Raw genomic sequence first — 14,714 nt, 5'->3', positions numbered from 1 at the left:
AACCAACAGTCACAACAACCTCTTGATCCGCAAGCGGCGCACCATCTTTATCCGCCACCACAAAAGTCACAACCGACGAATCCGCAGACTCCACCTGAGACCCCACAACACTCGCAGGAACAACAGGAGTCTGCCCTCCAGTTACTACTAACGACACCGTGTTCGATTCGACACCGCCGATAGTAGTTTTAACGTCAAATGTGCCAGCGCGCGGAGGAGTCCAGGTAGCGGTGTACACGGAGCCCGCGCGGGTGGCAGAAACTTTCGTGCTACCAATGTGGAAGCTGACATTGTCCGCTGGGACGATGTCGCCAGGGGTATAAGTCACTTCGGCGCGTAGCGTTACGGGAGAACCAGATTCCACTTGGTCTGGTGTTGCCGTCACTGAAACCGACTCCACAGCAGCTTTAGCTTTGACGGTGATCGTCGCTTGCTCGGTTACGGTGGGGTGATCGGTGACAACGGCTTCTATTTGCTGAGCACCTTCACCTTGCGCTGTGAACTCGGCGGTGTACTCACCTTGATCGTTACTGCGTACTTGCTGTTCCTCTGTGCCGTAGCGGATGGTAACCCCAGCTCCAGCCACGGCCTGATCAGCCGCATCGAAGAGTTGGCCATTGACCGTAAATGGATCGTCCGTCACCACTGACTCTGGAGCCTCGAGGGTGATCTTCTCAGGGGTTGCTGCCGCTTGGATACTGACGCTCGGCAGCGCTGGGGCCCCGCTTCCGGGGGTACACCACAGGAGGAAATTGATGGGTACCGCATCGGCTCCACCATTTTTCACATCGGCACTCAGCATTGCGGTAAAGAAAGCATTGTCATAGGACGCTGACGAAGGCTGTAGAGATGGGGTAGCATCTCCAGCTTCCGCGGCGGTGTAGGTGACAGTTGTCTCAGGGAAGTCAAGCTGCAAAGCGCCGTCGCTGTTGCGAGTCCCGCGCAGTGGGGCGCTCTTAAGGCCGTCGACGCTGTTGTTTTCATTAGCGACATAGGCCGCTACCCGTACCGCAGTAGGGGTGACCGTGGCGCTAATATCATCTGCATTTTGGGCCACAACCGCACTCGCAGACGTATCAGAAGGATTATGAATATTGATGCTGGCTCGCGAGATCTCCGTTGGAATCAGGTCAAACTTGGTGGTCCAGAATGACCCAGCAAATTTATACTCCTTAGTCACCGCAAGATCTTTGACGGTGTACTTGTACTCGAAAGGCACACCTACACGTGCCGTTTCTGGAGCTTCGATATCAACCGTGGCCGAAGAAATGATACTTGAAGAGTAGTTGCCGGAAAGTCCAGAGTTCAGGTTACGACCCGTCGCGTCGGCTTTCATTTGACATCGCAAAGGAATCTCGAGTGAGGAGCTGACACTATCAGCGTGAACAGGTACCGCGGTTACTCCGGCTGCTAGAACCGGTCCCAGCAGTGCGGCGAGAATTTTTTTGGGGGTATTCAATGAGGCCACAACCTAGCTTTCTCGTAGATAATTTCGGGGGCAAAATTCTTAAGCTCCCTCATATACATTAATCACTAGATTGGGCATTTTTATTACACTGCTGAAGAATTTTATTTCATCACATTTTCTACTGGACGATTCTTGCGCTTATTATAGGCTTAAACAGCAGAAACTTCCTTTGAATAGTCAAAGAAAAAGCGGAAAGAGGGGTACAACTTTCATCGTAGTTGTACCCCTCTTTCCGCTGATTTTTGCCTAGGGGAATAATGGTGGCAGAGGCGGCAACTGTGGGAAATTAGGCAGAGCGAGGTTGAAGTGACGCGCGATAGCAAATAGCACTCCTCCCACTCCTAAAATTCCCAGAATTGACCCAATACTTATAAGGATCTTTCCCAGTGGTGAGGTATATCTCGCGCTAGGCTCGCGAGAGCCTTCAACCGCGGGTGGTGCGGGGGCTTCTCCGCTGCGAATGGTAAAGGCGTACCTGTCGCTGAGTACCTGAGAAGTGGTTTCGCCCTGCAGGCCCGCTACTGCCTGAACTTCGAAGGCTCCAGGTATACCGAGTTCAATGGCTTGAGAAATCATCCCGAACGTGTCCGAGCGGGACACAAAGCTTCTATACACCGCCCCGCTTTCTGCGCGGTAGATATTGAAATAGACGGGATAGTTGGTAACTGGCTGATTATCTGATGAGGTTAGGTCGGCAGAGAGCTCGATGCGAGTTCCAAATTCGTAACTGGATTGTGGAGGGTCTAGGTGGAGGCGTGCGGGCTGAGCAGCTTTGGGTTTTACTGCGTTGTTGGGCAGAACTTTCACGGTTACCGACGCCTCTTTACCGCCAGCGCGAGCGAGCACGCGATAGTCTTCTGTGATGAGGGGTCGGAACTGGTACTGGGCGTACCCTAAGGCATCGGTGGTTTCGGTAAATATACGCCCCCCGATATGAAACTCAACCGAGCGCCCGGGTATTCCGCCACCCGCGGCATCTGTCACCCGCGAACGGAGCATGAGCTCGTTTCCAGCCTCGAGGGTATCGAGGGATGACTCCAAGGAAATTGCGGCAACCGCGCGGCGGGTATCTTGCTCGACCGCGGTTACCGCCGGAAGATTAGCTGCTATCGGAGTGCAGCGGACTAGGAAATTCTGTTGGCGACCCTGGTAATTCATTCTGGCTAAACCGCTGAAAAAGCTTCCCGGTCCGATATTTCGGTTGTCGGCGGCCTTGGGGAATGCCGGAGCGAGATCACCCGGCTGAGTAGCTTTCATTGTCAGGGAAATCGGGGGGATGTCCACGGCAAAGCTCGAACCGGTGTCACTAGCATATACTCCCCCCGATTCGTAGCTATCGAGACGAGAAAAGGCATCGTCGTCGGCAACAGTCAGGTCGCCTCCAATTGTTATTTCTCTTTGCTCGGTGGTGATCCCTAAGCCTTTTGTTCCGCCCGCAGATTTTTCCACACTGACGAGCTCTGCTTGGGAGGGGGCTGCTATCTTTAGAGAAATTCGAGAAAACTCTGTGACCTGAGGCCGCTCGGCTAAATAGGACCACGTAGCCGGTAATTCTATCCGTCCAGGCTCAACCGTATAGGTGAAGGGTACTCCTACTGCGACGGTCTGTGGGGCTGAGACCTTTGCTCGAAATATAAAGCCGTATTTCTCGCCCCAGAATCCGTTAAGCAATAAGGTTGAAGGATTGTATAAGTGGCACCCAAAATCTACATCGGTGGTACTCTCTACGGCCTGAGCCTGTGGGGCCGCGATCAAGAGGCCGGCGAGCAAAGATGAGATACTCGCGCTTAGGATCCTTTTCACTCGTGGATAACCTTCCTATTTATTCATTAGTTTACTAATCCGAAGTGACGTGCCACAGCGTAGATCGCTGCTAACAATCCCCCAGCCCCCAGAAGGGAACCGAGAATCGCCCATATTGTGGAGGACTCCTGCGATGAAGAGTCAGAGGGATCGCTAGCCTGAGAATCTGGGTAGGTAAATTCCTTCGATGAGACTGTTCCGGATACAAATTTCACGGTGTACTGCTCCCCTGCGACGATCGGCACACGATATCTAAAGGTACCGCTTGCGGAGGTATTAAAGCTATCGACAATTGCCCCGTTTACATAGGCATCGACGCGGTATCCGCTCAAGGGAGTTCCGTTCGGACCTAGCACAGTTCCTCGATAGGAAAGGTAGTTGGTACCGATCTGTTGCGTTACTTCAACCTCGCTCGCCTCGTCGAGGGGGATATTCGGATCTCGCCGCGGGATCGTTGGTACGACCGAATACGGTGCTGATGCTAGATCGCCGCTTCGAGCAATGAGCTCGAAACTACGGGCGGGCAAGGTGGAGTAAATATACCGATACTCTCCATCACTATTGGGCGTTACTTCCGCGATTTCATCACCATCTATATAGAAGCTAACGCTCCGAGGGGTCGCCGGACGACCGTAATCATCGGTTGCACGCGCGATAAACGTAGCGGGCTGACCTGCGAAGAGAACGTCGGGCCGTACCTCGAGGATGAGCTTAGTAGCTACGATCCCACTGCGTGGATCGAAATAGAGCGCCAACTCTTCGCTGGAGGAGTCACCTGATTGAGCACGAAGGATAACCCGACCCGGAGTGCGAGACGAAATAGGATACTTAAAGGAGCCATCGGGCGCACGATGAAGCGTTATTTTCTGATCATTGACCCATAAATCCAGAGAATCTAGGTGTGCTGGTGTCGAACCGTCAGCCTGGTAGACATTCGCGGTTACCGGAATAAAATCAGTCACTGTTGCCGAATTGGTGGGAACACTCAATGTGAGAACAGGCTTTTCAACATTCAAGGTACGGGCAGCAGACGTTACTTTATCGCTGGTAGCAGTAACGCGGAAGGAACCGACCGCATCTGCGCGGTAATCGAAGGTACTACGCCCATCACTACCTGTAACTCCAGTGAGTATTACGTCCCCGACCATAAGGGAAACGTCTTGACCGGCTAGGGGGTTGGACTCAGCGTCGGTAGCAAGCACCGACATGGCAAGAGTTTCCCCTTTAACAGCCTTTTCCTTAGCATCCACCTGGAGCTGAACAACTTGCCTAGCAGGGGTTTCTACTACTTCTACCGCGGGGAGTTCTCCCTGGGCTACGCCACAGCGAACTGCGACAGTTCCCACGCTTCGACGATCATTAGGACTGCGCAACGACGCTGAAGCGAAGAAAGAAAAGAAATTATCGCTCGTGTACCCATTCATGACTCTCGTCCCCACCGGGAAGGCGGGTGCGATCGTGCCGGCTGAATTGGCGGTAAGCCGCAAGCTCACGGCTGGAAAATCTACACCGGAGTAACTCCCGTTGGATGCGCCTTCAAAGCCAGCGTGCTTCAACTTGCTCACCGCATACGAGGTGATCAAGGCTGCTGGGCGATCGAAATTGATCCCATCAATATCGCTGTCGCCTTGGATAGAGACCGTATGCGAAGACTGATCGAACGTAGACACTGTTCCAATGGGGCTCACCCCGAGAGCTACTGATTCAAGCGATGTCTCAGAGGGTACCGTGATATTCATCTTACCGCGAGAAATCTTGGTCAATTCAAGAGTTTCATTGCTTCCCAAATAGGGAATATATAGCGGATCGGGGATGCCAGCCACGGTAGGGTCGATGGTGTACTCGAAGCTTTCCCCCACACGCACAGCACTGGGAGCAGTCACTGTAGCTTGCAGTTCTAATTGATAATCATCGCTAGGATAATTGCCCATGACGGGGAAATAGAGACCTCCGTTACTCGGACGAGCATCGCAGTGGAAAGTCACGGGTACTGTCGATGTACGCACAGCCGCGCTCGCTCCTGGAATGGAGAGAGTGGCAGCTACTGCGCTCACCGAAACTATAGCCGTGAAGAGAGATCGAGCTGAATGCATAGGGCATCACGTCTTTTCTTGGAAGATAATTCCATAGTGGATTAACTAATAAGTCGAGGTATATACCTACTATGTTACATGGACGACAACTGAGGGTTGCCTGATAGGCCCATGAATTCCCACACTTCAGCTATCTACGGCTCAGCTACTTTCTCCCCTAGCCGAGCATGAGAACGTGACGGATACAGGGCTGGCACATAAAACTAGTCCCTGCTCAGGCGAGGTCAGACAAAGTTAGAGTGAGTCAAGCGCCAAATACGAGGAGGAACCAGCGCTAGGCTGGTTCTTTCGCGTTCTACGATTTAAATGCGAACGCCGATAATCCTGAGAATGGGGGCAGCAAAAAGAGCGAGGAAGGCTAAGACACCGACGGTTCCCCCCAGTGCTAAAAGAACAGTTTCTAAGGTTTTACCGTTGTCGGTACGGGGCCTATCGCTACTGCCAGCCTTGTGGCTACCTGAAGCCTGCGCGGCATAAGTGGTTATAGACTCAGCGGTAACGGGAGTGGTAGAGATCGGCAAAGCGAGGGCAATGGCACTGAGCGTGCTGAGAACCACACGGTTGATCTTCATGGAAAAACTCTCATCCTTTTCGTTTGCGAACGCATTATCGGCTGCGCGCGTTCTAATCGCCTGCTCCCCTATCTTACGAGGGGCCTAGGCGGTATCTTCCTTTAACTATCCATAACTATGCGCGCCCCATAGTCTAGCAAGGATAAAAGCCAAGATCTCCGCGGTTAACGGCGATCTTGGCTTTTATGAAGAAAATATACTACGCGCTGACAGTCTCAGCCGCAGGAACAATATTCACAGTGCGGCGGTTACGCTTGATAGAGAATTCGACGGAGCCTGCTGCCAAAGCAAACAAGGTATCGTCTCCACCACGTCCGACATTCTCGCCGGGGTGGAATTTGGTTCCGCGCTGGCGAACGAGGATCTCGCCGGCGTTGACCCGCTGGCCACCGAATCGCTTAACACCAAGGCGTTTTGCCTCTGAATCGCGACCGTTACTGGAGCTAGATGCACCCTTCTTATGTGCCATGTGGTTTCCCTCCTTTAGGAATCTAGAAAGGCCGGTGAGCCTTATTTAATGCCGGTTACTTTCAACACGGTCAACTTTTGACGGTGACCCTGACGTTTCTTATAACCAGTCTTGTTCTTGTACTTGAGGATCTTGATCTTTGGACCCTTAACCAGGTCCACAATCTCAGCATTAACGCTCACCTTAGCGAGCTCCTCGGGCTTAGACACAACAGATGCGCCATCGACGAGCAGAATCGGGGTAAGAGCCACGGACGAACCTGGCTCACCCTCGATCTTCTCGACCTTGACGAGGTCACCTTCAGCAACCTTGTACTGCTTGCCGCCGGTCTTGACGATCGCGTACATACGAGGGCTACCCCTTATCTCTCTCGGACTAGAGGATAAGATCCCCTAGTGAACTTAACGTTTTATTTATCTGTTTCGATTTTTCACTACTTAACAGGACTTACACCGCAAAGGTGAGGGTCTTGCAAGTCGTATTGTATTCTCAAAACAGCGACTGTCAAAGACTACCCTTTAGAGGCAGTAAAAGACAAATAGCACTCTAGCGCTTCCCACGACGCACAGCGCGTCGGCGGCCGCGGGTATGGGCGCTCTTTGTCACCGTTTCTTCTTCCTTCACACCTGGGCTTGGAGGAGTACTCATCTCTGCTTTCTTTCGCACCACGCGACGTTTCCCGCGACGCTTGGTGTGAGTTGGCACCTCACTTTCATCCGCCACCATTGCCTGAGACTTGTCTTGGCTGGAGTTGGTCTCCTCGCGGGTGGAACTGGACTCCTCGCGCAGGGACTCTTGAGGCCGCTGGGTTTTGACAACTCTTCGCTTCGTTTTCCGCCGCCTCACCACTGCATCATCATGATGTGAGTCTGGTGCCTGGGTGGCGTCATGCGACTCAGCGGTCTCCGCAGATTGCGTCGTCTTTGCGGCTACCGATGAGTTCTCTGCGCTCGGATTTAGGTGGGTTTTCTTCACCCGGCGCCGACCGCGCGAAGGCTGAGGTGTGGATTTTTCTTGGACTACTTCCTTGGGGTCTCGTTCTTCGGCCTGGGCTGCGAGCTCACTGGCGAAGTCACTACGCTGCGGCGGAGTGTCGCTGGTAGAGTTCCCACGCACCTTGCGCTTCCGGCGCGGCGATTTCTCAAAATCAGCGATCGCTTCCTCGTAAGTGTGCGGCAGGTAGTCTGCGCCCGTCGGCTGATCGGGATCTTCGGCATCAGCTATATCGATGGCGCTTTCGATAATGGCCTCGAATTCTTCGATCTCCGGCTCAGCATGCTTTTTAACGCCCCGACGACGCCTGGTCTTTGCAGGCTTTTCGTCCTCCATGGGCACAGCCACTACCGCGGCAGCTAGCTCCTCGATAGTTGGCGCGTGATCTTCCGTCTCCTCGTGGTGGTCCATTGCGACCACTGCGGGGTGTTGCTTCGGATCCTGCTGTTTAGGGCTGCGAGAGCCGCGGGATTCGTGAACCGATTCGCGGTGTTCAATTGGGTCATCGTGGACAATGACACCACGACCTTCGCAGTGCTCACAGTCTGTAGCAAAGGTTTCCAACAAACCGGTGCCAAGCCGCTTACGCGTCATCTGCACCAAGCCAAGCGAGGTTACCTCGGAGACTTGGTGGCGCGTCCTATCACGCCCGAGTGCCTCAGTAAGGCGTCGGAGGACTAAATCCTGGTTTTCAGGAAGCACCATATCGATGAAATCAACCACAATCATGCCGCCGAGGTCACGCAGCCGCATCTGGCGCACAATCTCTTCAGCGGCTTCCAGATTATTCTTCGTTACGGTTTCTTCAAGATTGCCGCCCTGACCGGTGAACTTACCGGTATTCACGTCGATGACAGTCATCGCCTCGGTGCGGTCAATGACGAGAGTGCCGCCAGAAGGCAGCCACACCTTGCGAGAGAGGGCCTTGTGAATCTGTTCATTAATACGGAAAGCTTCGAAAGCATCGTTACCGTCATGAGCATTGCGATCAAATTTTTCTAGCCGATCCAGTAGATCAGGGGCTACGGATTTAATATAAGCGTGAACGGTATTCCATGCCTTCGCACCGTCGACCACCAGCGTGGAAAAATCCTCGTTGAAGAGATCTCGGATTACCTTGACCAGCATATTTGGCTCTTCATAGAGCGTTACCGGTTTGGCTCCCTTCGAGTCTTTTTCAGCCTGTGTGGTGTGCTCAATCTGCTCCCAGAGTTGGTGCAGACGTTTCACATCGGCTGAGATTGCCTCTTCGGATACTCCCTCGGCGGCCGTGCGAATAATGACACCTCCGTCACCAGGGACCACCTTGCGCAGGATATGCTTCAAACGTTTGCGCTCCGGTGCTGGAAGTTTACGCGAAATTCCTGCTGAGCGTCCGCCTGGAACATAGACCAAATAGCGTCCGGCGAGCGAAATTTGAGTGCTTAACCTCGCACCCTTGTGGCCCACAGGGTCTTTGACCACTTGCACGAGCACCTGGTCGCCGGATTTGAGGGCTTGCTCGATTTTGCGTTGACGCCCCCCAAGTCCAGCCGAGCGCCAGTCTACTTCGCCTGCATAGAGCACTCCGTTGCGGCCTCGTCCGATATCTATAAATGCCGCTTCCATTGATGGTAGGACATTTTGAACACGTCCTAGATAAATATTCCCGATCATGGAGGCCTGCGCATCAGAGGTCACAAAATGCTCCACGAGCAGCTCGTCTTCTAGTACGCCTACCTGAGTTACCATACCCACGGCATCGAAGCGTTCACGTTCACGCACCACCATGGTCCGCTTGACGGATTCCCGGCGCGCTAGAAATTCAGCCTCGGACACAATATGTCGCTTCTTGCGGGATTCTTCGCGCATTTCCACGCGTCGGCGGCGCTGCGCCTCGAGACGTGTAGATCCTCTCAGGGCTGTCGGTTCATCCGGTAATTCCACATCATCGTCATCGACCTCTACTGATTCTGGGCTGGCATTTTTGCGCCCACGGCCGGTACCTCGCTTACCACGGCGACGCTTCTTCGATAAGGTTGCATCCTCGTCGTCCTCGGTGTCAGCGGTACTTACATCTTCTACCTCAGCGTCTACTTCGACAGCGGGTGCTAGGAACTGCGGAACCTGGAACTCCACACGCGCTGGTGGCGGGGTGATAATCGGTTCTAGATCAACCCCGGAATTAACCTCGGAGTCGATATCGGCGAGTATGGTGCTGAGATCATCTTCCTCGGTGGCCGGTAGCGATTCTTGCAGTTCCTTATCCACCTTCTCTTCGATCTGGTGGATCTCATTTTCTACATTCTTCTCAACGCGGTAGCGCAGTTTTTCCTCGTCGGTATAATCGTCGGTCTTGTCCTTTGAGCTTTCGCCCTGGTTTCCGCCCGAGCGCAGGGCAGCGAAAAGCTGCGTGTACTCAGCACGTGACAGGTTAGACTGAGCAGCCTTGTTCACGCCCACGGCCTTGAGCTCCTTGATGAGCTCGCCGGATTTTAATCCTAGTTCTTGGGCAAGTGCGTAGACTCGAATCTTTTCTGGCAGTGCAGATTCGTTAATATGTTTTAGGTCAATCACGATTGACGTTCTCCCGAAATTAATTGTGTGGGAGTAGCCTTAGCGGGGATTGAGCAACTGGTGCGCGCGGGAGCAAAAACTCATCCAACTAGCGCGATGATTCTCGCGCCCATAGCCCGGCACCGTATTCTTGAGTGCTAGGAATGAATGTGCCGCCTTAAATTCCCCGGGCGCAAATCCTGCTAGTTATCTCAGAATCTGCAGCCATCGCAGAGCAGCTTGCACACTTCGAAGCCTATATTTTTATAAGTTTTTTCCAACGCTGTGCTCATCCGAGCAATTCTGTCACCTCGGCTACTACACGGTCGTTGTGGTCATATTCAGTTATAAAAGCGATCTCCTCGGAATCCCTGATGATTATTTCCATCAGGCTCGTCCCTTTCCTTAATTAGAAAGTGGCAGTGGTGATGCGCCAGTGCCTATTGTTCCATAGAACCAAAAATTTTGTGCAGCTAACACTCTTCCTGAGAGAAACTACACCTCATGCGCACGTGTCTAGAGACCACAAGAGGGCGTGATGTGATCGTATCCACGCCACGCCCCTAAAATTTTTTATCTAACCGAAAGTGAACGAGTAGAGCTCCAGACCTGCGGTGGGGGTAATAGTGATGAGCTCCGTGTGGTTATTAGGATCCCGGACTATATCGAGGCTGCCATCGCTTGTGATAGTGAAGGTTTTAACTGTGCCGTCTTCGCGCTCGACCGTTACTGTTCCGGTGCCAGAGAGCACCAGCTGGACCCACTTGGCCTGGAAGTTCAACTTGATTGCTGCCTCGGGTGATGCGGGCTTGATACTCGTTGGCCCTATGTCCCATGTCCCTGCGAGGGAATAAAAGCCAAGCTGCGGCGTCTGAGCAGACCCATAGTCGATGAGCCCAGTTCCAGCACTCGGGTTAGCTTGGTACTTCGACCGGCGGGCACCGAGATAGGTTTCTGGGCTTCTCGGCTCGCGTAGAGCCTCCACCACGTTATTCTCTACTGGTTCTGGCAGTGTGATGGTGGGGTCACGATCCACAAGGAGCTGGCGAATCAGGGTTTCAGTCTCGGCATACTTGCCTTCGCCTTCGTGGATCTGCACCACAGTACCCGTGTGGTCGGTGAGGTAGTGGGCTGGCCAGTACCTGTTATTAAAATTCTTCCACGTACGGAAATCATTATCTTGTACGACGGGGTAGTTGATGCCAGTATCGCGAGCCGCGGCCTTAACATTGTTGATATCTTCCTCGAAGGAGTATTCGGGGGCGTGAATGCCAATCACGTCGAGGCCATAGTCCTTATAGGTGTCATAGAGTTTCGTTATGTGCTCGTTTGCGCGTTGGCAGTTGATACATGCATAGGCCCAGAAGTCGACGAAGGTGACTTTGCCGGATGTGTGCGGGTCGATCGGACCGGGAGTGTTGAACCAGTTCTCTAGCCCCTCGAAGGCGGGTAACTTGCCGCAGTCGTGAGCGTGGGTCGCGTCTTCTTGTCGACGGCAGTACTCAAGGTCACCCTTCTGGCGCGGTGTATTGCCTGATTCTCGAACCTTATCAACCTGCTCCCCGAGAGCGTGCTGTGCTGAAGAGGTCCAATCCGGGAGGGCGCGTTGAATAGCGGCGGGGGCGTTGAAGATCAGTGCAACAGCGAGCAGGATGATTAATAAGCCAGAGCCGCGACGGATCCCCGCCTGGTGACGCTGGAACCAATCCACGCGCTCCCCTACTTTATTGCCACCGATCGCGAAAGCTAGAAGAGGGAGTGCCGCACCGATTGCGAAAGAAATAGTGAGAACGAAGATGCGAGCATCGAGCTCCCCTGTGGCAGCGGCTACTGTTATCGCTGCCAGTACGGGGCCTGCACATGGCACATACACAGCTCCAAGAACAAGACCAACAGCGAAGCCGCCGCGGTTGCGCACCTTATTTTGCAGGAAATACGGCTTCGGGATTTTATCAAAAGGAGCCTGAATCAACTCGCCAAGACGAGGGATGAGCATACCGATACCAACAAGAACGAGCAGGCTGATACCAACCCAACGCACCGTGGACCCTGGCAAACTTAAGGCGTTGAGTGCTACGGACCCCACTAAGGTGAGCGCTGCGAAACTCGTGGCCAACCCACTGAGAACGAGGTAAGGACGCCATCTATTGCCGCCACTGACAGCAAGGATCAAAGGCAACACGGGCAAAATACATGGCGACAGGCTGGTGAGAATACCGCCGAGGAGGCCAATAAAGACCATGGAGAAAATCATAGGGTGTCCTTTTATATGGTGAAGATGATGGTTCAACGTAGCTTTCACCCAAATAACGAGAATCGTTGTGAAAGGCCGTTACCCATATATTCGGAGAACTAAAGGAAAGAGATTGATTCTCGTTGCAAGACCCCTTCCAGGCCCCCTTCGGAAGAACCTTATTGACGTGCACTTATAGGATGAATAGAAGACGAGAAAATATATGCTCCACCGCTGTTCAATCATTCCTATGGGAGCCTAAGTGCGAAAGCGAAGAACTTTTTTTAACACAAGCGCAATCCGTTGTGCCGAGCTCTCCGTACCTATAGATATGAAGTTACCTAAAAGGCAAGCACTTTCCGTGCTGTGCTTGTTCTCTTAGAAAGTCCTTGCTCTGCACGTACAGGCTGAGAGAAAACTTCGTACCACTATTCCCACCTCGTTAGCTCTCTAAGGAGTTTTCATGATTTCACGTAAATTTGCAGCAACCACCATCGCCATGGCCATCACTTCCACTGGGCTCGTCGCCTGTGGTGATGATGCAACCAGCACACCCGCCGTCACTACAGAGTCAGATACCATGGAGAAGATGGACAAAATGGACTCCAACAAAATGGACAAGATGGATGAGATGGAGTCCGACAAGATGGACAAAATGGATAAGATGGAGTCCGACAAAATGGATAAAGAAAAATAGATCTATACCCCTCCAGCCAGCGAGGATCTCAGGTCTGTGCGCGCGTCGATAGGCGAGTTAGCAGATCTGAGTTTACAATCAGAAACTATGCACCCCACCCATGACGATGTGCTTAAGCGCGTTGCTGCAGGCGATAAACGTGCCTTCAGTGATCTTTATGACGAACTTTCGCCGAATGTCATGGGTGTCTGTATGCATATATTGCGCAACCCGCAGTTAGCTGAAGAAGTCGCTCAAGAGGTCTTTATCGAAATATGGCGGAAAGCCGGTAGCTTTGACCCAGCAAAAGCGGCAGCCCGCACGTGGGTACTCAGAATGGCTCGGTCCCGCGCGATTGATCGTTTGCGTTCCATGACTGCTGAGATGTCACGAGAGCACAAAGATGCCACTCTTAATGCCGTTACTCGTTTCGACAGTGTCGAGGATGCCGCTTTGGCAAGCGTCGAAGCTGTACGTTTGAGGAGGGCAATCGATCGGGTGGGCGAGCCCCACCGTAGCGCTCTGCTCCTATCTTATTTCGGTGGCCTTTCCAATCCCGAACTAGCCGCCCATACCAATATCCCCTTGGGGACTGCTAAGACCCGAGTGCGCGATGGCCTTAAGAAACTCCGTCAAGCACTGCTTTCAACCCCGGAAGGAGGACACTATGTGCGATAAAGATCTCCGATCTTCAGACGAGGAATTTCTAGACGAAACTCTTCTTGAAGCGGTTCCTCCGCATATGCCGAGCGATTCGCTAAAAGCTGCTATTTTTGCGGAACTGGCACGTGAGGATGCCTCAGAACCAGCCGATACCGATATATCGGTGATCCGAGAGACCAGACCTGCTGCCCCTCTCCCCCTTCCTCGGACTCTAAAGCCTGGCGGACTACGTTATCGTTCTGGCATGATCGCGGGTTCGTTAGCAGCCGTGAGCGTGCTGGTGATCGGCGGCTCGCTGATCGTGCCGACTATAACCCAGTCGACAAACCCATCCACCGCCCCCGTGGACTACCGAGATCCACATGCAGAGATGCATGAAATCATGAAATCTGAAGATATGGCGAAGGTTACCGTCAATGCGGCCGGTGCTCAGCTCGATATTGTGGCCTCGAAGCAGATGGAAAAAGCCGGCGCCATGGTGCAGGGGGCGGCGGCGACACAACCCGGTATGGGTATTCAGGTGTGGAGCCAAACCCAGGCCGGTGAAATGATCAGCGCCGGAGTCATTGGTCCGGAAGACCACCAGTCTGTGTGGATGCCCCTTGATGGTCACACGGTCAAAGTGATCCTCACGGAGGAACCCATGACGGGTTCGGAACAACCTACAGGTACTATGCTCGCAGAGGTTATTCTCAGCTAACTTCGATATTCAAGAAGAGATAAAGCCCAGGGTAATCCTGGGCTTTATCTTTCTAGAGGTGGGGGAACCAAATCTTGATCTCTCTGGCTGCCGATTCAACCGAGTCGGAGCCGTGAACGACATTGGAATTCACCTCGAGGGCAAAGTCACCGCGGATTGTACCGGGCGTTGCCTTGGCCACAGGATCGGTGCCACCGGCTAATTGTCGCCAGGCGCTCACTGCTCGCGGCCCCTCAATGACACCAGCAACCAGGGGGCCGGAGGTAATGAAATCGACAAGCTCGGTAAAGAAGGGCTTATCCGCATGCTCTGCATAGTGCTGCTTGGCGGTGTCCTCGCTGGCCAAGCGCAAATCCAAAGCTATAATCTTTAGCCCTTTGCGCTCGATGCGACTGATGATCTCACCGATATGGCCATGGGCGACGCCGTCGGGCTTAATGAGAATGAGTGTACGTTCGTTCATGCGTTCTGATTTTAGCCTTTTTTAATGGTGAGTTCGAGAATCGTAG

12 protein-coding genes are annotated in these 14,714 nt (G+C 53.2%); 3 read left to right on the top strand and 9 right to left on the bottom strand.

Going from position 1 to position 14,714, the window contains the following annotated elements; translation table 11 throughout:
• The 8 genes from NXT00_RS08970 to NXT00_RS08935 form a co-directional block, all read right to left on the bottom strand.
• Positions 1-1,459 (bottom strand): hypothetical protein (locus tag NXT00_RS08970; protein ID WP_259158770.1); only part of this gene is annotated, 1,459 nt, incomplete at its 3' end.
• Between the two features lie 255 nt (positions 1,460-1,714).
• Positions 1,715-3,271, bottom strand: coding sequence for a carboxypeptidase-like regulatory domain-containing protein (locus NXT00_RS08965; protein ID WP_259158769.1), 1,557 nt, complete (start codon positions 3,269-3,271; stop codon positions 1,715-1,717).
• Positions 3,272-3,297: 26 nt separating this feature from the next.
• On the bottom strand, positions 3,298-5,364 hold the full coding sequence (locus NXT00_RS08960) for an Ig-like domain-containing protein (protein ID WP_259158767.1): 2,067 nt from the start codon (positions 5,362-5,364) through the stop codon (positions 3,298-3,300).
• 302 nt (positions 5,365-5,666) lie between these two features.
• A complete protein-coding gene (locus NXT00_RS08955; RefSeq protein ID WP_259158765.1) occupies positions 5,667-5,936 on the bottom strand; it encodes a hypothetical protein in 270 nt (89 codons plus the stop codon).
• 199 nt (positions 5,937-6,135) lie between these two features.
• The gene (gene rpmA, locus NXT00_RS08950; protein WP_259080249.1) at positions 6,136-6,405 is read right to left on the bottom strand and encodes a 50S ribosomal protein L27; all 270 of its coding nucleotides are present in this window, start codon (positions 6,403-6,405) and stop codon (positions 6,136-6,138) included.
• A 41-nt stretch (positions 6,406-6,446) separates the two neighbouring features.
• Positions 6,447-6,752: a 50S ribosomal protein L21 gene (gene rplU / locus NXT00_RS08945; RefSeq protein WP_259080247.1), complete on the bottom strand. Its 306-nt coding sequence runs from the start codon at positions 6,750-6,752 to the stop codon at positions 6,447-6,449.
• Positions 6,753-6,951: 199 nt separating this feature from the next.
• Positions 6,952-9,954: a translation initiation factor IF-2 N-terminal domain-containing protein gene (locus tag NXT00_RS08940; protein ID WP_259158764.1), complete on the bottom strand. Its 3,003-nt coding sequence runs from the start codon at positions 9,952-9,954 to the stop codon at positions 6,952-6,954.
• A 556-nt stretch (positions 9,955-10,510) separates the two neighbouring features.
• On the bottom strand, positions 10,511-12,184 hold the full coding sequence (locus NXT00_RS08935) for a cytochrome c biogenesis protein CcdA (RefSeq protein WP_259080263.1): 1,674 nt from the start codon (positions 12,182-12,184) through the stop codon (positions 10,511-10,513).
• A gap of 445 nt (positions 12,185-12,629) precedes the next feature.
• On the opposite strand from NXT00_RS08935, the gene NXT00_RS08930 reads away from it, so the two are divergent.
• The 3 genes from NXT00_RS08930 to NXT00_RS08920 all read left to right on the top strand — a co-directional run bounded on the left by NXT00_RS08930 (position 12,630) and on the right by NXT00_RS08920 (position 14,205).
• Positions 12,630-12,863, top strand: coding sequence for a hypothetical protein (locus NXT00_RS08930; protein ID WP_259158763.1), 234 nt, complete (start codon positions 12,630-12,632; stop codon positions 12,861-12,863).
• Positions 12,864-12,950: 87 nt separating this feature from the next.
• Positions 12,951-13,520 (top strand): sigma-70 family RNA polymerase sigma factor, encoded by a 570-nt coding sequence (locus tag NXT00_RS08925; protein ID WP_259158762.1) that lies wholly within the window; start codon positions 12,951-12,953, stop codon positions 13,518-13,520.
• On the top strand, positions 13,510-14,205 hold the full coding sequence (locus NXT00_RS08920) for an anti-sigma factor (protein WP_259080239.1): 696 nt from the start codon (positions 13,510-13,512) through the stop codon (positions 14,203-14,205). Before NXT00_RS08925 ends, NXT00_RS08920 begins: the two co-directional genes overlap by 11 nt.
• A gap of 52 nt (positions 14,206-14,257) precedes the next feature.
• Here the strand turns inward: NXT00_RS08920 and ndk are convergent, their stop codons facing one another.
• Positions 14,258-14,668, bottom strand: coding sequence for a nucleoside-diphosphate kinase (gene ndk, locus NXT00_RS08915; RefSeq protein ID WP_259080237.1), 411 nt, complete (start codon positions 14,666-14,668; stop codon positions 14,258-14,260).
• Positions 14,669-14,714 lie beyond the last annotated feature (46 nt).

The sequence above is a fragment of the Corynebacterium sp. ES2715-CONJ3 genome (assembly GCF_024814365.1).
In the GTDB taxonomy this organism is placed as follows: Bacteria; Actinomycetota; Actinomycetes; order Mycobacteriales; family Mycobacteriaceae; genus Corynebacterium.
Note: the sequence above shows the minus strand (reverse complement) of the source record. Positions and strands in the feature narration are given on the sequence as shown.

Excerpts from the sequence above, each read along its gene's own strand:
- NXT00_RS08960 (WP_259158767.1), bottom strand. The coding sequence starts at position 5,364 with ATGCATTCAGCTCGATCTCTCTTCACGGCTATAGTTTCGGTGAGCGCA.
- NXT00_RS08955 (WP_259158765.1), bottom strand. The coding sequence starts at position 5,936 with ATGAAGATCAACCGTGTGGTTCTCAGCACGCTCAGTGCCATTGCCCTC.
- rpmA (WP_259080249.1), bottom strand. The coding sequence starts at position 6,405 with ATGGCACATAAGAAGGGTGCATCTAGCTCCAGTAACGGTCGCGATTCA.
- rplU (WP_259080247.1), bottom strand. The coding sequence starts at position 6,752 with ATGTACGCGATCGTCAAGACCGGCGGCAAGCAGTACAAGGTTGCTGAA.
- NXT00_RS08930 (WP_259158763.1), top strand. The coding sequence starts at position 12,630 with ATGATTTCACGTAAATTTGCAGCAACCACCATCGCCATGGCCATCACT.
- NXT00_RS08925 (WP_259158762.1), top strand. The coding sequence starts at position 12,951 with ATGCACCCCACCCATGACGATGTGCTTAAGCGCGTTGCTGCAGGCGAT.
- NXT00_RS08920 (WP_259080239.1), top strand. The coding sequence starts at position 13,510 with ATGTGCGATAAAGATCTCCGATCTTCAGACGAGGAATTTCTAGACGAA.
- ndk (WP_259080237.1), bottom strand. The coding sequence starts at position 14,668 with ATGAACGAACGTACACTCATTCTCATTAAGCCCGACGGCGTCGCCCAT.